Below are 23,652 nucleotides of genomic sequence, written 5' to 3' on the forward strand. Positions count from 1 at the left end.
GCGGTGGCTGGCTTCTGCAGGCTCCTACCAGGCTCGCACCAGCTCAGCCAGGACCGGGGACGTCAGCCACTGCCTCGTGCCGAAGGAGGACACCGACACCCCAGCCACCGCCGACGCGAAACGGATGAGGCGCTCCGGATCAGTGGCCCCCGCGCGCTCGAGCGCCCACACGAACGCCCCATGAAACGCGTCGCCCGCGCCCATCGTCGAGGCGTCGGGAACCTCGTGCACGGGAACCTCGCCGTGTACGCCGTCCCACCAGTACTGCACGGGCCGCTCGCCGCGCGTGCGCACCACCCGCGTGATGCCGAAGCCGCGCAGGAAGCCCGCGACCTGCTCGCCGTCGGCGCGCACGAGGAGCGGAGGCGCAAAATCCTCCGACACGACGGCGACGTCGACGAAGCCCAGCAGGGGCGTCAGCCAGTTCTTCCACGAACCCCCGTCGAGCACGCGCAGGTGCGGCGGGCGAGCCTCGAGCCGGGCGAAAGGATCCTCCCCGCCCACTTCTGGCACGCCCAGCGTCAACGCCGCCTGCGCCAGCGCCGGGTTATGCCCGTCGATGAGGACGACGCCGACGCGCTCGGGCAGGTCCGCCGCGACACACGCGGGGTCGGCGTTCAGCCGCGCGTTCGTCGAGGCGACCATGCGCCCGCTCGGGTGCTCGATGATCGAGGACACGGCCGGCTCACGCGGGGCCGAGGCCTGGGCTGCGTCGCGCTCGTCGGGTGGGGTTGAGCGGTAGGTGGGGGCGGCGGCTTCAGCGGGCGAGGATACAGCCGAAGCGGGAAGGCCAGGAGTGCCGGTCGGGGTCGGGGCGGCGACCGTCGCATCGAGGACCCTCACGCCAGCGGTCGCCAGGTCGGCCGCCAGGAAGGCCGACACCGGTCCCTCACCAAGCGCCGTCATCAGCAACGGAGCGTCCGCCCGGGTTGCGGGATCCGGGGAGCCGGCCACGGCCTCGTCAGTGGAGAGCGAGCGGGCGGCCGCCTCAAGCGCCGCGTAGGTGACCGCCGCGTTCGTCGCGGGGCCTCCCGCCGCCATCGTAAAGTCCGTGGACGTCACCTTTAGCCCCGGGTCCGGCACATGGTCGAGTCGGTGCAGCACATCCAGGGTCGTCAGCCCGGCGAAGAGAGCGGTCATGGGGACATTGTCGCACCCCGGGCGGGTGAGCGAGGCGCGCGGGGACGCGGCGGGGCTGGCGTAGGCGCTCCGGGACGAGGCCGGGGCCAGGCTGACGCGAGCGCGCCGGGATAGGGCGCGCCGGGACTAGGCGGACCCCGTCCACCTGCGCGCACCCGAGCGAGGCGACGCGGTACCATGAGGGCGACCCGCACTCACCGACGTTTCGGACTGCCATGCACTTGCTCGACGCGCTGAACGAATCACTGCCCGAGGTCTTCCGAGCCATCGACCTCATGGGCGTGCTCCTCAATGGCATTCTCGGCGGAAAGGTTGCGCGAGAACGCAACTTCGACGCCGTGGGCTTCTGTATTCTCGCGATCATGACGGCGCTCGCGGGCGGCATGGTCCGCGACATGCTCCTGGCCACGCGCACGGGCGCTCCCGTGGCGATCACCGACCCCTATTATTTGTGGTTCGCGATCATTGGCGCGGTCGTCGCGATGGCCTTCCGCATGGACTCGCACGCGTGGTCGGTGCTCCTGGTGATAGCGGACGGCATGGTGCTGGGCTGCTGGAGCGCGACCGGCGCAATCAAGACCCTTGACGCGGGATTCGCGATCATGCCCGCGATCCTGCTGGGCATCATGACGGCCGTCGGAGGTGGCATGATCCGCGATATTTCGGCCGGCCTCGTGCCGCGAGTCTTCGGCGGCAACAACCTATACGCGACCCCGGCGTTCGCCTGCTCGGTTGTGACGGTCATCTTTTGGTACATGGGCCAGCCGGTTCTTGGTATGGGCGCGTCCATCGTCGTGGGTTTGGTCTTTACAGGCATGGCGCACTGGCGTCGGTGGAGGCTCCCGCAGACCCGTGAGTGGACCATCACTCTCACATATTCGCAGTTGAAAGCTCTTCGCAGAACGAGGCGTTAGTATGGCCGTGTGAATCCCAAACCAACACCTCCTTCTACCTCCTCCGCTGCGTCGACGCCCGGTGCTCCCGAGCGCAAGCGCTTCAAGACGTGGCACCTGTCCATGATGGCCCTGGGCCTTGCGATTGGTGCTGGTTTCTTCCTGGGAACCGGCTCCGCGATTGCTCAGGCGGGTCCCGCGGTCCTCGTGTCCTACGCGGTCGCCGCCGTCATCGTCGTGTCGGTCATGCTGGCGCTGGCGGAACTGGCGTCGTCGCTGCCGACGACGGGTTCCTTCTCCGCTTACGCCGAGGCCGGGATCGGTCGGTGGGCCGGTTTTACGATCGGGTGGCTCTATTGGGTCATGCTCATCATGGTCTCGGGCTTGGAGGTCACGGGCGCGGCGAAGTTTTTCGTCGGCTGGTTCCCGGAGGTGCCCCAGTGGGTTGTTGCCCTCGTTATTGTCGTTGTAATTGGTGGAATTAACCTGTTGGCTGCTGGGCAGTACGGTGAGATCGAGGCCTGGCTGTCGATGGTGAAAATCGTTGCCATCGTTGCGTTCCTGTGCGTGGGCGTCTTCCTGGTGGCGCGCACTGTGATCGTGGGTCCTCTGCCCGGCCATGAGGGTGTCCTACAGAACGTTGTGGGACACAACGGCCTTGCACCCAACGGCCTGTCAGGCATCGCCGTGGCGCTCCTGGCCGTCATCACGTCCTTCGGCGGCCTGGAGATCGTGACGATTGCCGCGGCCGAGGCCGAGGATCCTCGCGCGGCCATGGTGAGCGCGATCCGCTCGGTTGTCACCCGCATTCTCGTGTTCTACGTCGGCTCCGTCGTCCTCCTGACCGCTCTGCTGCCGTGGGACAGTGAGGCAATGAGCAGCAACGCCTTTGCCGCCATCCTTGAGATGGCGGGCGTTCCGGCCGTCGGCACGCTCATGAACGTCATCATCTTCATGGCGCTGGTCTCCGCGTTCTCCGCGAACATCTACGCCTCCTCGCGCATGGCCTACTCGTTGGCCGCCCGCGACATGGGTCCGCGTTGGCTCCTGGGCGCGCCGTCCGCTGAGAAGGCGCACGCGCGTGCCGTCGTCGAGGCCGCCCTCGAGGATGATGAAGCCGTCCTGGCCGCCGAGTTGGAGGGCGACATCGCGGCTGGTCGCACCCCGAAGTTCGCGGTCGGCTTGGTTGTTGCACTGGCGCTCCTGGCGGTCCTGGGCAACTGGTACCTGCCCGGTTCGATTCTGACGATGCTCATCAACGCGATCGGCATGGTTCTGCTGATCGTGTGGACCTTCATCATCGTCTCGCTCATACGTCTGCACCCGACCCTGGAGCGTTCAGGCAGCCTGGCGATTCGTATGCCTGGCTGGCCGTGGCTGCCGTGGGTCGTCCTGGTGGGTTTGGCCGGTATTGCCGTCCTCATGCTCATGAGCGCCGAGGGCCGGGCTCAGCTGGTATCGATGGGCGCGCTGACGCTCATCATCGTGTGCATCTACTTCGTGCGACAGCTTGTGAGCCCGAGGAAGTAACAGTTCCGCATGGATTTGCCGCCGAGTACGCAGATGTAGGTGGCTTGGTCCATGATGGGGGCACCCCGACGACGCGTCGGGGTGCCCCCATCCGTATGGGACGGATGGGCTCGCGCGTGGCAGAAGGAGGCCTCATGGCACGCAGACGGCGTCGCCGTAAAAATACTGGAGATCAGATCGTTGTCTCGCTGATTCTCGTGGCCCTCGTGTGGGCGTTCGCGCCCGGCGTCGGCTGGGATCTGCTGGACCTGCGCTCGCGCCTGGGGTGGCCGCCGACGCGCAGCGGACAGGCCCTGTCCACCCTGCCGGACAGCGAGGCGGCCCGCCAGCTGCGAGAGCTTACCGTTCGTTCCTCAGACGATTCCTCCGGTATACCGGATTACAACCGTGAGGCCTTCGGAGAGGCATGGGCGGACGTCGACCACAATGGCTGCGACACACGCAATGACATCCTGGCCCGCGACCTGGCGCGGCCCACCTTCAAGCCGGGCACGCACGACTGCATCGTCCTCACGGGCACGCTCGCCGAACCCTACACGGGAAAGACAATCCAGTTTGAGAGGGGGGACAAGACATCGTCGCTGGTCCAGATCGACCACGTCGTCGCCCTGGCGGACGCCTGGCGCTCGGGTGCCTGGCAGTGGGACGAGCAGAGCCGTCAGGAGTTTGCTAACGATCCCGAGAACCTGCTGGCGGTCGATGGAGCGGCCAATCGGGACAAGTCCGCCTCGTCAGCCGACCAGTGGCTGCCGCCCAACGCCGGCTTCCGCTGCGACTACGTGAAACGGCAGATCGCGGTGAAATACTCTTACGGTCTGAGCGTCACCGAGTCCGAGCAGGATGCGATGGCGACCCAGCTGGCGACCTGTTCGGGGTGATTGATAGTCAGAAACTGTCAGCCTGTTCGAAGTGTTGCATGTGCGTGATAGACACATGCATGCAAATGCCAGGTGCGCGCGTCTGACTAAGTGATTTCAAGGAGAATCCCAGACAATTTCTCAGAATGTGTCCATCCGATGTGGAACACCCCGCAACGTGCTGCACGTTCCCGAACAATGCCGGTAATGTTCGCCTCAGGGAATGAGGTGACATGTACACGGCAATCAACTGGGCGATGGACCTGGGGTTCTACGCGGGCTTCAGCGCGCTCACGTGCACTCTGTGGTGGATCCTGGGGCGCCGCGCCGACCGCAAGTGGCTGCACGCACGCACACACGTCATGCGTGCCGCCACGGACGCGGCATCGGCGTCTGGCCAGGACCACTCGCACCTGATTGTGTCTAAAGCGCTGCCCCTCATCTACCGCCGCTCACGGGACACCGGTGCTCTCCTGGAGCGTGAGGAGAATCCCGACACCCCCAGGACGGCGGAGATCCCCATTGTCTCAGCCACGGCCTCGTCCATGTGGAAGCTGCCGCGTGCCCTTCCGCTCGCGTGGATCCTCTACCTGACGGGCCTGCTCATTTTTGTCCTGCTGCCGATTCCCTCGGACCCGCAGGCCGCATGCGCTGCGATCCTGCACTGGGACAACTACATGCCCTTCGGGTCGCTGAACGCCGTCGCCGACCAATTCCGCGATGGCGAGACCCTGCGCGGTACCCTGTATGCACTCTCAATCGTGCTCAATATCGCTCTGTTCATGCCGCTCGGCGCTCTTGCCGAGATGACCTGGCGGATTCGCCGCTCTCGCAAGACCTCCGAGAGCCTGCCCGACGACGGCGGGCGCTTGACGCGTGCGATTCCCACGCAACGAGTGCTCGTGTGGCTTTTGATCGGCACGCTGCTCTCGTGCCTCATCGAGTTCACGCAGTACACGGGCCTGTTCGGCCTCGTGCCCTGCACGTACCGCGTCGTCGATGTCGACGACGTCATCACGAACGCGCTGGGCACCTACCTGGGCGTGCGGCTCCTGCCCCTGTTCGCGCGCAACTCGCGCTTCATGGGCGCGTAGCTGTCTATTCCGATATAACGTCGTGCGGACACGATGTCCAGCAAGTCCTCGAGTGAGAGGAACTCGCACGGCGTTACTGCCCGAGTTGCTCCAGTGCGTCCCCCAGCGCTCAACGGTGTGGTTGAGCGCGTCGGTCACACGATGACGGTGGGGCATGCGGTTGAACTCCTCGTCGATGGCGCGCAGCACTGCGTCGTGTTTGGAAGTGCCGACGCGCTGGGCGAGCTCGTTGAGCTTGCGGGCATGATCCTCGTCGAGTCGGAGTGTTATTGCCATATCGGCACGGTATCACTCTGATACCACTCGCATGGCCTGCCTACAGCCTGCCTACAGCCAGCCGGCGGCGCGGGCCAGGGACGCCGCCTCGGCGCGGGTGCGCGCGTTCATCTTCAGCATCGACGAGGACACGTGGTTGCGCACCGTGCCCTGGCTCAGGTGCAGGGAGCGGGCGATGTCGGCGATGGTGCCGCCGCCCTCGACCTCGCGCAAAACGTCGGCCTCACGCTCCGTTAGGGGTGAGGATCCCGTCGAGAGGGCCTCGAGCGCCAGGCTCTGATCAATCGCGCGTCCGCCCGCGGCCACCGTGCGCACGCCGTCGGCCAGGGTCTCAACCGGTGCGTCCTTCACCATAAAGCCCGTGGCACCCGCGTCGAGGGCGCGCTGCAGGTACCCCGGGCGTCCAAACGTCGTCACGATCAGCACCCGCACGCCCGGGAAACGAGCGCGGATCGCCTGAGTCGCCGTGATGCCGTCCATGCGCGGCATTTCGATGTCAATGATCGCGACGTCGGCGGGGGCATTCGCGCGGGTCGGGCTGGACGAGTCCGCCAGGCGTCCCAGCTCTTCCAGAGCCTGCACGCCGTCTGCGGCCTGCGCGACGACCTCAATGTCGCGCTCCAGGTCCAGCAGCCCCGCCAGCGCCCCGCGAATCATCGCCTGGTCGTCGGCCACGAGCACCCGAATCGTCACGTCACCCTCCTGTTTCTCTGTGCCTGGGGTACAAGGCTAACGCAGGTAAGAGGCTCGTTTCTCTGATCGGCTCACCCCTCAGGACGAGGCCGACTCGCCTTCCCGGGACCGCGCGGTGCTCAGGGAGGGGGCCACGGCCTCGTCGATGAGGGACGCCTGCCCCGCAACGTCAGGACGAGTGGGCGGCGGATGTGGAATCGAAGGACAGAGCAAGCGTCCACGTGGAATCCGACGCGCCCCACGTGAGTGTGCCCTCGTCGCCGACCAGCTCGGACATGCCCGCGAGGCCCGCCCCCGACCCCGCGCTCGACGCGGCGTAAGCGGCCGTGTATCCGTCGTTCGTGACGGTGACGCCGTCCGGAGAGAGACGGACGCGAACCCACGAGGGGCGCGCGTGCAGGATTGCGTTTGTGACACCCTCGCGGATCACGTGGGCGGCGGCGGTCGAACGAGGACCCGACGGCGGCTCGCCCTCATTCGTGATCTCGGCGTCGATGCGCGCAACCTCCAGAAGCGAGCGTGCCTCCTCGAGTTCCTCTCCCGGGGACAGCGCCCGCGTTGCCGCAACGATGCGGCGAACATCAGCCAAGGCCTCGTTCGACTGCGCGGTGACCGCGCGAATCTGCTCACGCGCCTCCTCCACGCGCCCCGCCTCCAGGAGGCGACCCGCCAGCTCGGACACCATCGTGATCCCCGTCAACGAATGCCCGAGGATGTCGTGCAGATCTGTGCTCAGGCGCGCCCGCTCCGCCGCCTTCGCCCGCTGGATCGCGTCCTGGCGGCGCAGGTGCTCGCGGGCCGAACGTTCCATGCGCCAGCGGGCCACCCCCACGAAGACACACAGCAACACCAGGTACCAGCCCATCCACAAGGGCTCACCCTGTGCGTAGCCGGCCACGCCCGCGATAGCGGTCACCGGCACGAGACCCGCGATGATGAATCTACCCGGTGCCTGGAACACCCACGCGACCAGCAGATACGACGTCAGCATAAACGCGTGAGGGGTGTCGAGGGAGACCGCATACACGAGGTAGGCGACCGTCGCGGCCGCCAGCGCCGCGTGGGAGAGGATGAACGGCCTCGTGAAGGAGTTACGCGCAGGCAGGGGATTGGTCAGCCACGTCGCCGAGTTAACGACCGCGAGAAGGGCACACAGCCCGATGAGGCCCGCGCGCTGGACCGGATCCGTCAGTTCCAGGGCGTAGGCGAGGGGGAACCCCATGAACAGCATCCACGGGGCCGCCCACGCCAGGGAGATCAAGCGCTCCTTCATGACACTAGCCTAGCGATCCGTATCGTGAGAAGCGCCCCACCAGGCGATGCCCGCCGTGACGACCGCCCACCCGGCGATGTTGAGCCACGCGGCGGTCGGCATCGTCACGGTTCCGGCGACCGCGTAGATCGCCTGGACGGCACCGTACAGGGGCGTGAAGGGCGCGATCTGCGCGACGAAGGGCGGCAGCTGGTCCAGCGGGATGAACATGCCGGACACGAAGGCACCCATCAGCATGACGAACGCTGAGGCGCTGTAGGCGTTCTCGCCCTTAATCGTGTAGCCGCAGGCCAAGCCAATGAGCGCACCCAGGGCCGACAATGCGATGACCACTGCGGCGCTGGCCGCCCACGCGCCCGCGGTCATTTCCGCGCCCGTGGCCAGGCCAAAGCTAAAGGTGATGAGCGTGATGAACGCGCTCAGCGCCACGAGTGCGCTCAGGCGCACCAGCAGGATCACCCACGGCTGGATGGGGGTCAGAGCGTACATGCGCGAGATGCCGGTCGTACGCTCGACGGACAGCGTCGCGCCGAGGGAACCACCGACCAGGATCACGCCGTACGTGGTCATCATCGCGATCATTGCGGCCGCCAAGTTCCCGCGCCCGGTCTGGGTCGCGCGCGCAACATCCGTCATGCCGAACATCGCGTACATGAACATGGGCAGGAGCACTGCAAACGCCATGTTCCACGGGTTAAGGATGTGGGACAGGAACGTCGCGCGCCACAGCTTCCCCGCGCCCGTGAAGGGGGAGGGGATCGGTCGGTCGGTGGGTCGTGCGGGTGCGTGGGTGGTCATGATTCCTTCTTCGTGTGTCGTATCTGGGGTCGTGGGGTGATGGCTTCGGCGTCGGCCTTGGGACGGCGCCGGGCCTGTCTCGCGCGGGCCTTGGACGCCCGTGGGGACGAGGTCTGGGCTGGGTTCTCGCGTCTCGGCTGCCCGTCGCGCACGGTCGGCATCGGGGCGGTGGTGGTGTTGTCGGGCGCGTGATCCCGAGCGCTCACTCGGCGTCGGCGTGGGAGGTGATGCGTTCGAAGACGTCTTCGAGGTCCTCGTTGTCGGCGACGACCTGCTCGGTGGGGGCGTCCAGGAGGACCTTTCCGGCGTCGATGATGACGATGCGGTCGGCGTCCTTACGGGCCTCGGTCAGGTAGTGCGTGGCGAAGAGGAGCGTGCGGCCTTCCGCGGCCTCGGCGCGCATCGTCTCCCAGAAGGCGCGGCGGGCCAGCGCGTCCATACCTGCGGTCGGCTCGTCGAGAATCAGGAAGTCAGGGTTGCCGGCAAGCGCGAGGGCGAGGCGCACGCGCTGGCGCTCGCCGCCGGAGAGCTTGTTGAGCGGGCGCTTGGCGAGCTTCGTCAGGTTCGCACGCTCTAGGAGCTCGTCGGTGGGGATCGGGTTGGCGTGCATCGCGGCGACCAGGTCGATCGTGTTGCGAACCTTCCCGTCGCGCGGCATCGAGCCAGTCTGAAGCATCGCGCTCACGAGGGAGCGGCGCACGGCCTCGCGTGGACTCATGCCGTAGACGCTGATATCACCCTGCGTGGGGGTGGCCAGGCCGAGGACGATGTCCAGGAACGTGCTCTTTCCCGCGCCGTTGACGCCGAGGAGCGCCACGATCTCGCCGGGCATGAGGGTGAGGTTCACGCCGCGCAGCGCGTCGACGTGGCCGAAAGACTGGTGGATGTTCGTCGCCTGAAGGGCGGGCGTGGTGTTCGTGTTCATGGCTCCCAGTCTGCGCTCGTATTAATGGGGCCGGAAGTGTCCTTTGATGCAGGAGGAGCCATGACAAATGTCAGGGGTGTGGGCCTGTAACTCGCACGTGGGCCCGCTAATCCGCACGCGGGCCTGCTGTTCCGAGCCTGGGTCCCCTAATCCGCACGCGGGCCTGCTGTTCCGAGCCTGGGTCCCCTAATCCGCACGCGGGCCTGCTGTTCTGAGCCTGGGCAATGCCGCCCACACTCCAACTAGCGGGTTTGCGTGCGATATAGCGGGTTCCCACTCGCAATAGCGGGTTTGCGTGCGAACAACACACCCTGCCAGACGCCGTTGTGCCCAAAACGCAGACCACCTCGCCCTCAACAGCCCATTTTCGGCGTTTTTCACCGAGGTGGTCTGCACTTTGAGCGCCACACTGCCTCACGTCGTGGCTTCAGCGCCACCAAATGGGAATGTTGCATCATTAGCGGGTTTAGGGTCTCAATGACGGGTCTATGTGCGAGCAATACACCATAACAAGAGGCTATTACGCCCAAAACGCAGACCACCTCGCCCTTAACAGCCCATTTTCGGCGTTTTTCACCGAGGTGGTCTGCACTTTGAGCGCCACACTGCCTCACGTCGTGGCTTCACCACCACCAAACGGGAATTTTGCATCATTAGAACTCCGGCACGTCGGCAACCGGCTCCTAATTCTGTAAAATCCCACCGCCACCGGTGTAGAGAGCACGGAACAATCGGAAGGGCCTGCTGTGGTGCTGGTGGGCGGCGGCGGGGCCTGGCCGGGCTTCGAGACGACGCGCCGAGCAACGTCAGCCACCACAGCCCTACTGGTGTGGAGTGTGCCGGAGGAATTGGTGGGCCTGGCTGCGGTGCCCGTGGGCGGCGGTGGGGCCTGGATGGGCTTCGAGACGACGCGCCGATCAACGTCAGCCACCACAGCCCCACTGGTGTGGTGGGCGCGGGAGGAATTGGTGGGCCTGGCTGTGGTGCTGGTGGGCGGCGGCGGGGCCTGGCCGGGCTTCGAGACGACGCGCCGAGCAACGTCAGCCACCACAGCCCCACCGGTGTGGAGGGTGCCGGAGGAATTCGTGGGCCTGGCTGTGGTGCTGGTGGGCGGCGGCGGGGCCTGGATGGGATACACACAGAAAGGACAAACTCCACTGGTGTGGAGGGTGCCGGAGGGCCCGGAGGGCCAGGGCGGGCCTCGAGACGCGGCGCCGAACGCAGTGAGGACGCCAAGTCTCGCGGGCGGCCGGGCTCTCCGGCACCCGGAACACCCGTGGGGCGCGCACAGCAGTCCGGAACACCCGTGGGGCGCGCACAGCAGCCCGGCCCCGCGGGCACGCGAGAGACAGCAGGGGCCCGAAGCGCCACAGCGCCTCGGGCCCCACACTCACGTGCGTCAGTTGCTCACAGGTTGAGCTGGATGTTGCGGCCGGGGACGGCCTCGATCAGCTCGCGCGTGTAGTCCTCGACGGGGTTGTTGAACAGTTCGTCGGTGGTGTTGGCCTCGACGAGCTTGCCCTTCTCCATGACGATGACGTCGTCGGCGATCTGGCGGACGACTGCCAGGTCGTGCGTGATGAACAGGTAGGACAGGCCCAGCTGTGCCTGCAGGTCGTTGAGCAGGTACAGGATCTGGTTCTGCACGAGCACGTCGAGCGCGGACACGGCTTCGTCCAGGACGATGACTTCCGGGTTGAGCGCGAGGGCGCGGGCTACGGCTACGCGCTGGCGCTGGCCGCCGGAGAGTTCGTTGGGGTAGCGGCGCATGGCGCTGCGCGGCAGGGCTACCATGTCGAGCAGCTCGGCGGCGCGTTCGATGCGCAGCTTCTTCGGGTTGAGTTCGCGCTTTTCGGCGGCGGTTAGGGTGCGCTTTCCGTCGGAGGCTTCGACGAGCTTCGTCATCCACTCTTCGGGGTCGCGGCCGGTCGCTTGTGCGCGTGCGATCTCCTGCTTGGCGTATGCCAGGGTGCCGTAGCCGTGGATCTTCAGCGGTTCTTCGATCAGGCGGAAGATCGAGTACATCGGGTCCAGGGATCCGTAGGGGTTCTGGAACACGGCTTGGAGGCGGCGACGCAGCTGGAATAGTTCCGTGCGCGTCATCGTCGAGGTGTCCTTGCCGTCGAAGAAGATCTTGCCGGCGGTGGGTTCGAGGAGTTGGAGGATCATGTTCGCGGCGGTCGACTTGCCGGAGCCGGATTCGCCGACGACCGCGAGGGTCGTGCCGCGACGCAGCTCGAAGGACACGTTGTCGACGGCCAGGAAGGTGTCGTTGCCCTTCTTGGCACCACGGATGTCGAATTCCTTGGTGAGGCCTTCGACGCGGATGATTGCTTCCGTGGAGGTCGCGCCCTTGCCGGCACCTGTGAGTTCCTCTTCGGTGACCGAGATGCCCTGCTTGTGGGCGGATTCGATGCGGGCCGAGGCGAGGGAGGGGGCGGCTGAGACGAGGCGCTTCGTGTAGGGGTGCTGCGGGTGCTGGAGGATCTCCAGGGCGGGGCCGGATTCGACGATGCGGCCGCGGTGCATGACGACGAGCTGCTCGGCGCGTTCGGCTGCCAGGCCGAGGTCGTGCGTAATGAACAGCACGGCGGTGCCCATTTCGGCGGTGAGCTTGCCGAGGTGGTCGAGGATGCGGCGCTGGACGGTGACGTCCAGGGCGGAGGTGGGTTCGTCGGCGATCAGCAGCTTGGGGTGCGCGGCCATGCCGATGGCGATGAGGGCGCGCTGGCGCATGCCGCCGGAGAATTCGTGCGGGTACTGCTTGGCGCGGCGTTCGGCGTCGGGCAGGCCGGCTTCCTCGAGGAGCTGGGTGACGCGTTCGCCGACCTCGCTCTTGGGCACGACGTTGTTTGCGAGCAGGGCCTCCTTGACCTGGTAGCCCACGCGGAGCACGGGGTTCAGGTTACTCATGGGGTCCTGGGGGACGAGGCCGATGCCGGATCCGCGCAGCTCCACCCACTGGTTAGTGCTCAGGTTGGTGATGTCCTGGCCGTCGAACTCGATGGTGCCGCCCGCGACCTTGCCGGTGCCGGGCAGTAGGCCGATGACGGCGGCGGCGGTCGTGGACTTGCCGGAGCCGGATTCGCCGACGATGGCGACGGTCTGACCGGGGTAGATGGTCAGGTTCGCGCCGCGCACGGCGGGGACGACGCCGGTTGAGGAGGTGAAGGTGACTTCCAGGTCTGTGATCTTGAGCAGGGGGCGCTCGTCGTCTGGGTGGACGTCGGACGAGGCCGGGGCCGCGCTGGGGGCGACGGCTCGTTCGACGATCTCTTCCATCTCCTTGTCGGAGAGGGCGGGGTTGTTCGTTTCGCTCACTTGCGTGCCTTCGGGTCGAGGGCTTCGCGCACGGCGTCACCCATCATGATGAAGCTGAGGACGGTCAGGGCCAGGGCGACGGCCGGGTAGAAGAGCACCATGGGGGCGTCGCTCAGCTGGTCTTTGGCCGTTGAGATGTCGGCACCCCAGGAGACGATCGTGGGCGGCAGGCCGATGCCCATGAAGGACAGGGAGGCCTCGGACACGATGAAGGTGCCCAGCGCGACGGTCGCGTACACGATGATGGGGGCCATCGAGTTGGGGATGATGTGGCTCATCAGGATGCGTCCGCGCGAGGCGCCGGTGGCGCGTGCGGCGGTGACGAATTCTTCGTTCTTGGCGCTCATGACGGAGCCTCGCGTGATTCGCGCGATGGACGTCCACGCGAAGGTCGACAGGACGATGACGACCATGGCGATGGAGCGGGATTCCTTGAACATCTGCATGAAGACGATGGCTGCGAGGAGCAGCGGGATCGCGAAGAAGACGTCGGTGATACGCGAGAGGACGGCGTCGATCCAGCCGCCGACGTAGCCGGCGATGGCACCGATCGTACCGCCGATGATGACGACGGCGATTGTGGTGAGTACGCCGACGGAGACGGAGGCGCGGGCACCGTAGATGACGCGCGAGTAGATGTCGCAGCCCTGCTTGTCGAAGCCGAAGGGGTGGCTCCACAGCTCAGGGCCGCCGAGCGAGCGGGACAGCTCGCAGTAGCGCGGGTCCTGGCTGGTGAACAGCGAGGGGAAGAGCGAGATCATGATGGCCACGAAGATGATGATGGCCGCGAACCAGAAGAGGGGGCGGACGCGCAGTCGCTTCCAGGCCTCGCCCCACATCGAGGAGGGGGCGCCCTCGTCGGGCACTGCGTCGACGGCACCGAGGCCGGTCTCGTCGATGTCGGAGACGTAGTGGTCCTGCCCGGCGCGGGTGCGGGCGATGTTGGCGGAGGGGATGATGTCACTCATAGCGGATCCTCGGGTCGAGCACGGCGTAGAGGAGGTCAACGACAAGGTTGGCCAGGATGTAGACGAGGACGAGCACGGTCGTGATGGACACGACGGTGGGGGCCTCGCCCAGTCGGATGGCCTGCCAGAGCGTGCCGCCGACGCCGTTGATGTTGAAGATGCCCTCGGTGATGATGGCGCCACCCATGAGGGCGCCGAGGTCGCCGCCGAGGAAGGTGGCGACGGGGATGAGGGAGTTGCGCAGGATGTGGCGCGACATGACAGCGCGGTTGGTCAGGCCCTTGGCGCGTGCGGTGCGTACGTAGTCGGCGGAGACGTTCTCGGAGACGGACTGGCGGGTCAGTCGGATGACGTAGGCCAGGGAGACGCCGCCGAGCACCATGGCTGGCATGGTGAGGGATGCGAAGTCGACGGAGACGCTGGCTGTGACTGGTAAGATCCCGAGTTTGATGCCGAGGAGGAACTGTAGGACGAAGCCGAGGACGAAGGTCGGCACCGAGATCAGCAGGAGCGAGAACACGAGGATCGTGGAATCGAACCAGCCGCCGCGGCGCACGCCGGCGATGGTGCCCAGCGTGATACCGAAGATGGATTCGATGGCGAGGGCGTAGATGGCGAGGGCCATCGTGACGGGGAATGCCCGCGCCATGACGTCGATGACGGGCTGCTGGTTGAAGGATTTGCCGAAGTCAAGGGTGAACACGCCCTTGAGGTAGAGCAGATACTGCATCCAGAAAGGTTGGTCGAGGTGGTACTCGGCGCGGATCTTCGCAGCGGCCGCCTCGGTGAGGCCGCGGTCGCCGCCGAGCGCGGCAACGGGGTCACCTGGCATCAGGTAGACCATCGCGAAGATCAGAAAGGTGGCTCCGAAAAAGACCGGGATGGTCTGGAGGAGTCGCCGTCCGATGTAGCGGAGCATGGGCAATCCTTTAGATTCGTGTCGAGGGATGGGCGCGGTGCCGCTCCCGAGCGTACGCCCCGCTGGGGGCGGGGCTGCCTATATCTCCCATCATAGGGTAAAGAATGAGCAAATGAGGTATGGGGTTCGTTATGTGGCCGGCGGATCAGGCGTGTTCCCCCTGCTGGTGGGCGAAAGTGTGGCCCACGATGCGGGCATGTACGAGGCCGGGGCGGGTTGGGTGCGCGGTTTGCCTGTCGGTGGGCTACTTGTTGCGCGAGGGGGCGGGTGGCTTGAGCCACCCGCCCCCTCGAGAGGTCAACTCTTAGGAGTTCACTTCTTCGCGGTCGTCTTGGTGATCTTGTAGGCGATCGGCTGGCCGTGCCAGTCGAAGCTCACATTGTCGACCTTGTTGTTCCATGCGCCGTTGGCGTTGTAGTACCACAGCGGGACGACGGGCAGGTCCTTGAGGAGAAGTTCCTGGGCCTGCTGCATGATGGCGATGCCATCGTCTTCCGTGGGGGCACCGGCGGCCTGGGTGATCAGGTTGTCGAACTCCGTGGAGGAGTAGAAGCCCTTGTTGGAGGCTGCGCCGGTCACGTACAGCGGCTGCAGGAAGTTGTAGATCGACGGGTAGTCGGCCTGCCAGCCCGAGCGGAAGGCTGCGCCGATGGTCTTCTCGTCCTCCTGCTGGAGCATGGTCTTGAAGTCGACGATCGGCTTGCCCTCGGCGCTGATGTTCAGCGTGTTCTTGATGGAGTTCGCGGCAGCGTCCACCCATTCCTTGTGGCCGCCGTCGGAGTTGTAGGCGATCTCGAAGGTGCCGTCCCACGGGGCGATGGCGTCGGCCTGGGCCCACAGTTCCTTCGCCTTGTCGGGGTTGTAGGTCAGGACCTCGGAACCGGGCAGGTTATCGGAGTAGCCCTTGAGGGTGGGGGCGGTGAAGTCCTTGGCGGGGGTGCGGGTCTTCGAGTAGATCTGATCGGTGATCTCGTCACGGTTGATGGCCATGGAGATGGCCTGGCGGCGCAGCTGGCCTTCCTCGCCGGAGAAGTGATCCAGGTACTGCGGGATGGTCAGCGTCATGATGCCGGCGTAGGGCATGTTGACGGAGCGGTCCGCGAAGGTGGTCTGGTAGGAGCCGATGGCCGAGGAGGGCATGGCGTCCAGAACATCCACGTTGCCGGCCTTGAGGTCGTTGTAGGCGGCGTCCATCGACTGGTAGAACTTGAAGACGACGCCCTCGTTCTGTGCCGGGGTGTCACCGACGTAGTTCTCGTTGGGGACCAGGGTCACCTTGACGTTGTGCTCCCACGCGGTGTCGGAGGCGAGCTTGTAGGGGCCGTTGCCGACCGGCTTCTGGCCGCCGGCCTCGGGGTTGTCGAGGGTCGAGTCGGGCAGCGGCGCGTAGGCGGTGTAGCCGAGGCGGCTGACGAGGTCGTAGCTGGGCTGCTTCAGCTTGATCGTGAAGGTGTAGTCGTCGACGTCCTCGACGCCGGACAGGTCGCCTGCGCCCTCCTCGTCGGTGCCTTCGAAGGAGTCGAAGAAGGAAGCCTGCGTCTGGTTCTGGGAGGTGATGAGCTGCCATGCGCGGGTGAAGTTCTCAGCCTTGACGGGGGTGCCGTCGGAGAACTTGCGGTCCTGGTGGAGCTTGACGGTCCAGAGGGTGTTGTCCTCGTTGGGTTCGATGGACTCGGCGACGTCGAGGACGGGGGTGCCGTCAACGTCGTAGCGGACGAGCTGGCTGAACATTGCGGACAGGATCTTGCCGCCGCCGTTTTCGCTGGTCATACCCGGCAGGAGCGGGTTCTGGGGTTCAGAGCCGTTCATGACGACAGCGTTAGCGTTGGTGCCGCCAGAGCAGGCGCTCAGCGCGAGTGCGGCGCCGACGGGAATGGCGAGCCATGCCTTCTTCAGGTTCACGGTTACTTCCTCCTGGTTGATGGACGGGACCGTGGGGCGATGCCCTAGGTCATGGTCTGAGGGTAGCTCGTTGAACGTGGAAGATACCGTGGCTGTCCATCATGTGCGCATTACATTTTGGTTACAAACGTAAAAAGAAGGTCAAATAATGGTGTGAGTCACATAAAAGGGCTGTTTTGTGACCAAATAATCAATCGACGAGGCCGGGGTGAGGAGCGCGATCATGCATCCTCAGCCCCGGCCTCGTCCATAAGAGAGGACTCAGGAGAGCAGGCCCTTGGAGGTCAGCCACTCGCGCGCGATCTGCGAGGCCGACTTCTGATCCTGCGTAGACGCGCGGTTCATCTCGACCAGGTCCGAGGGTTCCAGCGCAGCGCTGACCCGATTGATGACGCTGGCGGCCTTGTCATCCACTCGCGACGAGGCGAGGGGCACGACGTGCGAGGCCAGGAACAGGCCCTTTGGGTCCTTCAGGACCGTCAGCGACCCGTCGGCCAGCACCGGATCCGAAGAATAGATGTTTGCCAGCTGAATATCGCCGTCTGTCAGGGCCTTGACGGTGAGCGGGCCGCCTGAGTCCTCAATCGGCGTGAAGTTGACCGACACTCCATAGGTCTGCGCGAGTCCCGCCGGGCCGTACGGGCGCGTCTCCAGCTCCGAATTTCCTCCCAAGGTCAGCGGCCCCGCCCCGGCCAGATCCCCGATGGACGACAGCGAATGCTCCGTCGCGAAGGTCGTGGTCACCACGTAGGAATCCTGATCGGTCGCCGGTGCCTGATCGAGCGCCTGCAGCCCCTGTGGGAGGAGGGTGGTCAGCGCGTCATAGACCTCGTCCGTCGAACGGGCGGTCGCGTTCTGATCGAAATATTGCAACAGGTTGCCTGTGTACTCGGGGAACACGTCGATTGTGCCGGCCTCGATCTCGGGCATGTAGACCTCACGCTGACCGATCCGCATCTGTCGGTCCACCGTGTACCCGGCGTTCTCCAGGGCCTGGGCGTAGACCTCGGCGATGATCTCGTTCGAGTAGTAGTCCTGCGAACCCACGACGAGCGTCGTCGAGCCGCTCTTGGAGCCTTCTGCGCTGGCGTTGCCGCTGATCGACTCCGCCGAACCGCAGGCGGCCAGAGCCAGTGTCGAGGCCGCGATGGCAGCCATCGTGATCATTGTGTGTTTCATAGTGACTCCTTGAGTGAGTTGTTCTCTTCGTCAGCGAAAGAATGGGTGCGGGTCTGAAGTTGCCGGGCGATGAGCGCCAGGAGCGCGTCGGTCGCCAGCGCAAGGGCGACCACGATGATCGCGCCGCCGATCATCTGCGCGTAATCGCGGGTCTTCAGGCCCGCGTACAGGAAACGGCCCAGGCCGTAGTTCGCCGTGTAGGCCGCCAGGGTGGTCGTCGCGATCACCTGCAGGGTCGCCGAGCGCACGCCCGCTGCGATGAGGCCGGCCGCGTGGGAGAACTCCACCTGCGCGAGGATCTGGGGTTCCGTGAGTCCAATCGCTCGCGCTGCATCCACGGTCGGGCGCGGTGTCGAGGCGATCCCCGAATAGGTTGCCGACAGCAGCGGTGGGATCGCCAGCACTAGGAGCGCCAGCGTTGGGGCTGCGAGCCCGATCCCCAACCACAGTCCGGCAAGCGTCAACACGCCGAGGGTGGGGACCGCGCGGGCCGCTCCCGTCGCGCTCACCAGCCACCGGCCCCTGCCCGTGTGACCGATCACCGTGCCCAGCGGCAGTGCGACGAGGGATGCGAGGACGACGATCAGGAAGGTGAGGCCCAGGTGTTCGGCGCTGCGAGTCAGAATCCCCGACTCTCCCAGCCAATTCGCCGGGGTAGTCAGCCAGCTCAGGGCTTCGAGGAAGATACTCATGCGCGCTCCTGACGGACCCACGGGGTCAGTGCCCAGCCTATCCCCTGCACGGCCGCGTCCACCACGAGCGCCAGGAGAACCGTCGCGACCAAGCCAGCCACGACCTCGATGGTGATGCCGCGCTGAAAACCGTCTGTGAACAGCGTGCCCAGCGAACGCACCCCGATAAACGCTCCCACCGTCACCAACGACACCGTGGACGTGGCGACCACGCGCGTGCCCGCCACGATCACCGGCGTCGCCAGCGGCAACTCCACCTCCACGAAACGTCGCGGCAGCGAGTATCCGCACGCGTTCGCGGCCTGCAGAGTCGCGCGCGGGATCGTGCGGAAGCCCTCGGCCACCTGGCGCACCAACACCGCCACACCGTAGAGGGTGAGTACCGCGATCATGTTCGCGTTTGAACGTAGCGCCACCCCAATGATCACCGGAATAACCACCAGCAGCGGCAACGAGGGCACCGCGTACAGTGCCGACAGCGCCGACAGAACCCATCCGCCGCGGCGTGAAAACGCCGCCCAGCGCGCCACAGGCACCGAGAGTGCGACCGAGAGCGCAATGACCGGCAGAGCAATCCACAGGTGGGCGAGCGTGAGTTGCCCGATCAGCGCCCAATTCGAAGACAGCCAGGTCACGAGCGCTCCCCGGCGACGGGCCGGGCGCTCCCGCGCGGCGCGGGCGATACGCCCGACGCGGCCGAGGCCTCGTTCCCGTCGCGTGCGAGCATGCCCACGGGTGTCCCGTCTTCGTCGAGGACTAGGCCGCCCGGCCCGGCGATGCGCACCGGGCGCGCCGCGCGCGAGGCCCCCACGAACTCCGCGACGAAAGGCGACGCGGGGGAGGAGAGCAGCTCGGCGGGGGTTCCCACCTGCTCGATGCGCCCGCCCGTGGAGAGAACCGCGACCTGGTCGCCCAGTGTGAACGCCTCATCCACGTCGTGCGTCACGAACAGGATCGTCGTTCCCAGCGCCCGCCGAATCTCCTTCAGTTCCCGCTGCAAGTCCGCGCGCACAATCGGGTCCAGCGCCCCGAACGGCTCATCCATCAGCAGGATATCCGCGCGGTTCGCCAGCGCCCTGGCCACGCCCACGCGCTGGCGCTGCCCGCCCGACAGCTGGGATGGGTAGCGATCAGCCATCTCGCGCTCCAGCCCCACCAGCGTCAGGAGCTCGAGTGCGCGCTCGCGGGATTCTGCCTTGTTGACGCCCTCCAGACGTGGAACGGTCGCGATATTGTCTGCGATGCTTCGATGCGGAAACAGACCGCCCTCCTGTAGGACATAGCCGATCGAGCGGCGCAAGTGTACCGGGTCCGCGCCCGTCACGTCTTGGTCGCGTACGAACACCGTGCCCGAGGTCGGGGTAACCATCGCGTTCACCATCCGCATGAGCGTCGTCTTGCCGCAGCCCGATGTGCCCAGGAACACAGTCGTCGAGCCCTGCTTGATGGTCAGCGAGAAGTCCTCGACGGCTCGCGTGCCGCCCGGGTAGGTCTTGGACACGTGGTCGAAGCGAATCACGCGCGGCCCCTGCGTGCTGATGTGACGCGGCGCGCGGGGTTCGAGGCCTCGGCAATGAGGGTGAGGGCTCGGGCGAAAATGTCCCGCTGATTGGGGGACAGGGGCGCGAAGAGGCGGTCCTGTTCGGCAGCGACGATGGTCTCTGCACTCGCGAGGTGGTCGATGCCTGCGTCCGTCACAGTCAGGATGATGGCGCGGCGGTCGTGCTCGCAGGGCGTGCGGTGCAGCAGACCGTCACGATGCAGACGATCCACGAGGCGCGAGGCTGCGCCCAGCGTGATGCCCTGGCTCTCCGCCACCTCCTGGATGCGGCAGGCCCGGGTATCCCGGACCGTACGCAGGACCAGGAAGCGACCCAGTGACAGTGGGTTTCCGGCCTCCGTGAGGGCGGCCTCGAGCGAGTTCCAGACCCGCAGTTCCGCGCCCACGAGGGCGGTGAACAGGGATGACGTATTCGTTGCCATGTATATGATCCTAGGGGGAAATGATTTCTATGTCTACTTTCTGTCAGGCTGAGGATGTGTTACTCGTATGTACGGCGTGACCGCGGTGGTACAGTGCGTTATGTCGGCAACGGTGCGGGCGCGCGCAGTGAGGAGGTCGCAGGTGCGACAACGGCTCTACAACCTGTTAAACGGCGACGAAGGCCTTGCGATGTGGTGCGGGCGCGTCATGACGGTCCTCATCATCGCCAGCCTCCTGCCCCTGTGCTTCAAAGAATCCAGCCCCATCCTCGAGACAATCGAGTACGGGTGCGTCCTCGTGTTCATCATCGACTACCTGGCCCGATGGGTTACGGCGGACCTGAAGCTCCAAAAAGGCATACTGTCTTTTGTGATCTACCCGTTCACGCCGATGGCGATCATCGATTTGCTGTCGATCCTGCCCGTCTTCAACGCCCTCAACGATGCGCTGCGCACGCTGCGAGTCCTCCGCCTCTTCCGCTCCCTACGGGCCTTCAAGCTCATCCGCTACTCGAAGGGCGCCTCAGCCATCGCCGCCGTTTTCGAGAAACAAAGGGAGGCGCTGCTCGCCGTCCTCTGCCTGGCGATCGGCTACATCCTCGTCAGCGCCCTCGTCATCTTCAACGTCGAGCCGGACACCTTCAACACGTTCTTTGACGCCGTCTACTGGGCTGTCGTCTCCCTGACGACCGTCGGCTACGGCGACCTCTACCCCTCCTCCGACGTGGGGCGCACGATCGCCATGATCTCCTCGCTCATGGGCGTCGCCGTCGTCGCGCTGCCCTCGGGCATTATTACCGCGGGAATGCTCGACGAACTGCGCGGTGACGACGGAGGCCTGAGCGACTGAGTGTGTGGAATTTAGAGGGACAGACGAGGCCGGGGCCCGACCCACCCCTCACCGTGCGGTGAGCGAGTGGCCGAGCCCCGGCCTCGTCAATGAACGCGTCAGATCAGGCGTCAGCCCGCGGCGCGGGGGAGCGGTGACGCTTCGAATACGCCTCACCCTCCAGCTCCGAACCCGACGGAGCCGACGCAGGCGTCGCCGCCTCCAGGTTCGTGCCGCGCAGCTTCGAGATCAGGCGCATGCCGTGGTAGATCACCAGAGCCGAGGCAGTGCCCAGAGCGATGCCCTCGAACGACATCCCGCCCACGTTCCACGTGAAGTTCGCGATCGCAACGATCAGGGCGACCGCGGCGGTGTTCAGGTTCACAGGGTTGGAGAAATCCACGCGGTTCTGCACCCAGATGCGAACGCCCAGCATGCCGATCATGCCGTACAGGACCGTGCCCGCGCCGCCCAGCACGCCCGGGGGAATCGTCGCAATCAGGGCACCGAACTTCGGCAGCATCGACAGGACCAGGGCAACGGCAGCCGCGATGATGTATGCCGCCGTCGAATACACGCGGGTCGCCGCCATCACGCCGATGTTCTCCGCGTAGGTGGTCGTACCCGAACCGCCGCCACTGCCGGCCAGCATCGTCGAGAGGCCATCCGCCATCAGCGCGCGGCCCGTCAAGTCGTCCATGTTTTCACCGGTCATCGCGGACACGGACTTCACATGGCCGACATTTTCAGCAACCAGGATGAACACAACCGGCAGGAACAGGCCGAGGGTCGAGACGGAGAAGGCCGGGGTGTGGAACTCGGGGAAGCCAATCCAAGCGGCCTGACCGACGCTCGAGAAGTCGACCTGACCCTGGATAATCGCGGCCGCATAGCCGATCAGCACGCCAATGAGGATCGAAAGACGACCGAGGATACCCTTAAAGAGGACAGTCACAAGGCAGATCGACACAATCGTCACGACAGCCGTGATCGGTCCCTGCTTCACCCAGTTCCACGCGGCGGGAGCCAGATTCAGGCCGATGAGCGCCACGATCGCGCCCGTCACCACCGGCGGCATCACCGCGTCAATCCAACGCACGCCCGCGAAGTGGACGATCAGGCCGACGAGCGCGAGCGTCGCACCCACAGCGATAATGCCGCCGAGCGCGTAGGAAGAACCCAAGGTCCCCGACACCGCCTGGATCGGCGCAATCAGCGCGAAGGACGACCCAAGGTACGAGGGCAGACGACCCGCCGTAATCAGGAAAAACAGCAGCGTGCCGATCGCCGTGAAAAAAAGCGTTGTTGACGGCGGGAAACCAGTCAACAACGGAACAAGGAACGTCGCACCAAACATTGCAACCACGTGCTGGGCGCCAATGCCAATAGTGCGCGGCCACGACAGTCGCTCACCCGGGAGGACGACGTCACCGGGATTAATGGACGTGCCGTTACCGTGAAGCTTCCAACGGAACAGCGAGGTCTTCGTTTCGCTCATAAGCGTACAAATCCGATCAGTTGATGGGCGGGATGGCCGTACCGGTCGGAACAACAGGGTAGCGCGTTCATCTACTGACCTGCGCATTTTGACGCTGAAAACGCGCATGCGCCGACAAAGTGTGGTGGACGCCCCTTTCGTTATGCGATAGTGGACGCATGAGCGCACAGGCACCCTACCCAACCCCCGCCCCCAGCGGCGCGCCTTCGGGGAAGGCAGCCACGGCCTCGTACCCGGCCACGGCCTCGTACCCGGGCGCGACTCCGTATCCCGGCGCTTCATACCCGGCCTCGCCGTTTTCTTCGGACCAGGTCGACCCGTACGCCTACATGTCAGCCACGCCCGACGCGACCAACGCGGGTACCGCCCCCTTCCCCGGCACCGAATACGTCGACTCGTACGAGGTGTTCGTCGGCGGCGGCTACACCTCCCCCAAGCCAATCACCAACCCGCTGGCGCGCACCTCCCTGTGGTTCGCGGTCTTCAGCATCCCCGGGATGGGCATTACGCTCATCATCAGCGTGGTCCTGGCGATTATCGCCCTCATCAGAGCGCAGGAACTCCCCGGGCGGATCGGCACGCGCGAGGCGCTCGCTGCGCTGATTTACGACGCCTTCGTCGTGTTCTTCATACTCACTATGTATGCACTGGCGTAGGTGGAATGCGCGTGACTCGGCGTGCTGTGACGTGCCCCATTGGCTTGGATTGGCGCTGCGGGGTGTTTATTGCTTATGATTGTCCGGCACGATGTGCACGGAGGATTCGCCTAGTGGCCTATGGCGCACGCTTGGAAAGCGTGTTGGGTGCAAGCCCTCGGGGGTTCGAATCCCCCATCCTCCGCCACTAGCCCCGGAACCCATTGAGGTTCCGGGGTTTTTGTTG

At 65.7% G+C, this 23,652-nt stretch carries 21 protein-coding genes, 1 tRNA gene and 1 pseudogene; 7 read left to right on the forward strand and 16 right to left on the reverse strand.

The genetic code is table 11. From position 1 onward, the window contains the following. Positions 1-24: 24 nt before the first annotated feature. Positions 25-1,140 (reverse strand): PfkB family carbohydrate kinase, encoded by a 1,116-nt coding sequence (locus O3932_RS06640; protein ID WP_371537153.1) that lies wholly within the window; start codon positions 1,138-1,140, stop codon positions 25-27. 215 nt (positions 1,141-1,355) lie between these two features. On the opposite strand from O3932_RS06640, the gene O3932_RS06645 reads away from it, so the two are divergent. From O3932_RS06645 to O3932_RS06660, 4 genes are all read left to right on the forward strand, one after another. After that, positions 1,356-2,054, forward strand: coding sequence for a TRIC cation channel family protein (locus O3932_RS06645; RefSeq protein ID WP_314735973.1), 699 nt, complete (start codon positions 1,356-1,358; stop codon positions 2,052-2,054). A gap of 9 nt (positions 2,055-2,063) precedes the next feature. Beyond that, entirely contained in the window at positions 2,064-3,563 is a 1,500-nt protein-coding gene (locus O3932_RS06650; protein WP_314569079.1) for an amino acid permease, read from the forward strand. A gap of 134 nt (positions 3,564-3,697) precedes the next feature. Further along, positions 3,698-4,441 (forward strand): HNH endonuclease family protein, encoded by a 744-nt coding sequence (locus O3932_RS06655; RefSeq protein ID WP_314569077.1) that lies wholly within the window; start codon positions 3,698-3,700, stop codon positions 4,439-4,441. A gap of 212 nt (positions 4,442-4,653) precedes the next feature. Beyond that, positions 4,654-5,514: a VanZ family protein gene (locus tag O3932_RS06660; protein ID WP_299240877.1), complete on the forward strand. Its 861-nt coding sequence runs from the start codon at positions 4,654-4,656 to the stop codon at positions 5,512-5,514. A gap of 216 nt (positions 5,515-5,730) precedes the next feature. Here O3932_RS06660 and O3932_RS06665 read toward each other — a convergent pair. The 14 genes and pseudogenes from O3932_RS06665 to O3932_RS06730 form a co-directional block, all read right to left on the reverse strand. Continuing rightward, positions 5,731-5,790, reverse strand: a pseudogene (locus tag O3932_RS06665) (toxin-antitoxin system protein); the annotation flags it as partial. Positions 5,791-5,841: 51 nt separating this feature from the next. Continuing rightward, positions 5,842-6,483, reverse strand: coding sequence for a DNA-binding response regulator (locus tag O3932_RS06670; RefSeq protein ID WP_371537158.1), 642 nt, complete (start codon positions 6,481-6,483; stop codon positions 5,842-5,844). 169 nt (positions 6,484-6,652) lie between these two features. Next, on the reverse strand, positions 6,653-7,756 hold the full coding sequence (locus tag O3932_RS06675) for a sensor histidine kinase (protein ID WP_371537160.1): 1,104 nt from the start codon (positions 7,754-7,756) through the stop codon (positions 6,653-6,655). Between the two features lie 9 nt (positions 7,757-7,765). Further along, the gene (locus tag O3932_RS06680; RefSeq protein ID WP_296502816.1) at positions 7,766-8,554 is read right to left on the reverse strand and encodes an ABC transporter permease; all 789 of its coding nucleotides are present in this window, start codon (positions 8,552-8,554) and stop codon (positions 7,766-7,768) included. Positions 8,555-8,756: 202 nt separating this feature from the next. Further along, complete coding sequence (locus O3932_RS06685) at positions 8,757-9,479, reverse strand: ABC transporter ATP-binding protein (protein ID WP_009648909.1); 723 nt, start codon at positions 9,477-9,479, stop codon at positions 8,757-8,759. A 1,407-nt stretch (positions 9,480-10,886) separates the two neighbouring features. After that, positions 10,887-12,800, reverse strand: a complete 1,914-nt coding sequence (locus O3932_RS06690; RefSeq protein ID WP_314567686.1) for an ABC transporter ATP-binding protein — start codon at positions 12,798-12,800, stop codon at positions 10,887-10,889. Further along, complete coding sequence (locus O3932_RS06695; RefSeq protein ID WP_009648258.1) at positions 12,797-13,768, reverse strand: ABC transporter permease; 972 nt, start codon at positions 13,766-13,768, stop codon at positions 12,797-12,799. The genes O3932_RS06690 and O3932_RS06695 overlap by 4 nt, the downstream gene beginning before the upstream one ends. Further along, on the reverse strand, positions 13,761-14,687 hold the full coding sequence (locus O3932_RS06700; RefSeq protein WP_009648267.1) for an ABC transporter permease: 927 nt from the start codon (positions 14,685-14,687) through the stop codon (positions 13,761-13,763). Before O3932_RS06700 ends, O3932_RS06695 begins: the two co-directional genes overlap by 8 nt. Positions 14,688-14,999: 312 nt before the next feature. Continuing rightward, on the reverse strand, positions 15,000-16,589 hold the full coding sequence (locus O3932_RS06705; protein ID WP_371537164.1) for an ABC transporter substrate-binding protein: 1,590 nt from the start codon (positions 16,587-16,589) through the stop codon (positions 15,000-15,002). 261 nt (positions 16,590-16,850) lie between these two features. Further along, positions 16,851-17,768 carry a glycine betaine ABC transporter substrate-binding protein gene (locus O3932_RS06710; protein ID WP_371537166.1) on the reverse strand — a complete coding sequence of 306 codons (918 nt, stop codon included), beginning with the start codon at positions 17,766-17,768 and terminating at the stop codon, positions 16,851-16,853. Next, positions 17,765-18,460, reverse strand: a complete 696-nt coding sequence (locus tag O3932_RS06715; RefSeq protein WP_371537168.1) for an ABC transporter permease — start codon at positions 18,458-18,460, stop codon at positions 17,765-17,767. The genes O3932_RS06710 and O3932_RS06715 overlap by 4 nt, the downstream gene beginning before the upstream one ends. Continuing rightward, a complete protein-coding gene (locus tag O3932_RS06720) occupies positions 18,457-19,095 on the reverse strand; it encodes an ABC transporter permease (RefSeq protein ID WP_371537171.1) in 639 nt (212 codons plus the stop codon). The genes O3932_RS06715 and O3932_RS06720 overlap by 4 nt, the downstream gene beginning before the upstream one ends. Beyond that, entirely contained in the window at positions 19,092-19,979 is an 888-nt protein-coding gene (locus O3932_RS06725; protein ID WP_371537174.1) for an ABC transporter ATP-binding protein, read from the reverse strand. Before O3932_RS06725 ends, O3932_RS06720 begins: the two co-directional genes overlap by 4 nt. Next, on the reverse strand, positions 19,976-20,443 hold the full coding sequence (locus tag O3932_RS06730) for a MarR family winged helix-turn-helix transcriptional regulator (RefSeq protein WP_371537176.1): 468 nt from the start codon (positions 20,441-20,443) through the stop codon (positions 19,976-19,978). Before O3932_RS06730 ends, O3932_RS06725 begins: the two co-directional genes overlap by 4 nt. A 142-nt stretch (positions 20,444-20,585) precedes the next feature. Between O3932_RS06730 and O3932_RS06735 the strand changes: the two genes are divergently transcribed. Beyond that, positions 20,586-21,293, forward strand: a complete 708-nt coding sequence (locus tag O3932_RS06735; protein ID WP_371537179.1) for an ion transporter — start codon at positions 20,586-20,588, stop codon at positions 21,291-21,293. A gap of 103 nt (positions 21,294-21,396) precedes the next feature. On the opposite strand, the gene O3932_RS06740 is transcribed toward O3932_RS06735, so the two are convergent. Then, positions 21,397-22,770, reverse strand: coding sequence for a uracil-xanthine permease family protein (locus tag O3932_RS06740; RefSeq protein ID WP_299241665.1), 1,374 nt, complete (start codon positions 22,768-22,770; stop codon positions 21,397-21,399). Positions 22,771-22,928: 158 nt separating this feature from the next. Here O3932_RS06740 and O3932_RS06745 point away from each other — a divergent pair, with 158 nt between their 5' ends. Then, positions 22,929-23,426 carry a hypothetical protein gene (locus tag O3932_RS06745; RefSeq protein ID WP_371537182.1) on the forward strand — a complete coding sequence of 166 codons (498 nt, stop codon included), beginning with the start codon at positions 22,929-22,931 and terminating at the stop codon, positions 23,424-23,426. A gap of 99 nt (positions 23,427-23,525) precedes the next feature. Beyond that, a tRNA-Ser gene (locus tag O3932_RS06750) sits at positions 23,526-23,613 on the forward strand. Positions 23,614-23,652 lie beyond the last annotated feature (39 nt).

The sequence above is a fragment of the Pauljensenia sp. 20925_1_25 genome (genome assembly GCF_041433955.1).
In the GTDB taxonomy this organism is placed as follows: domain Bacteria; phylum Actinomycetota; class Actinomycetes; order Actinomycetales; family Actinomycetaceae; genus Pauljensenia.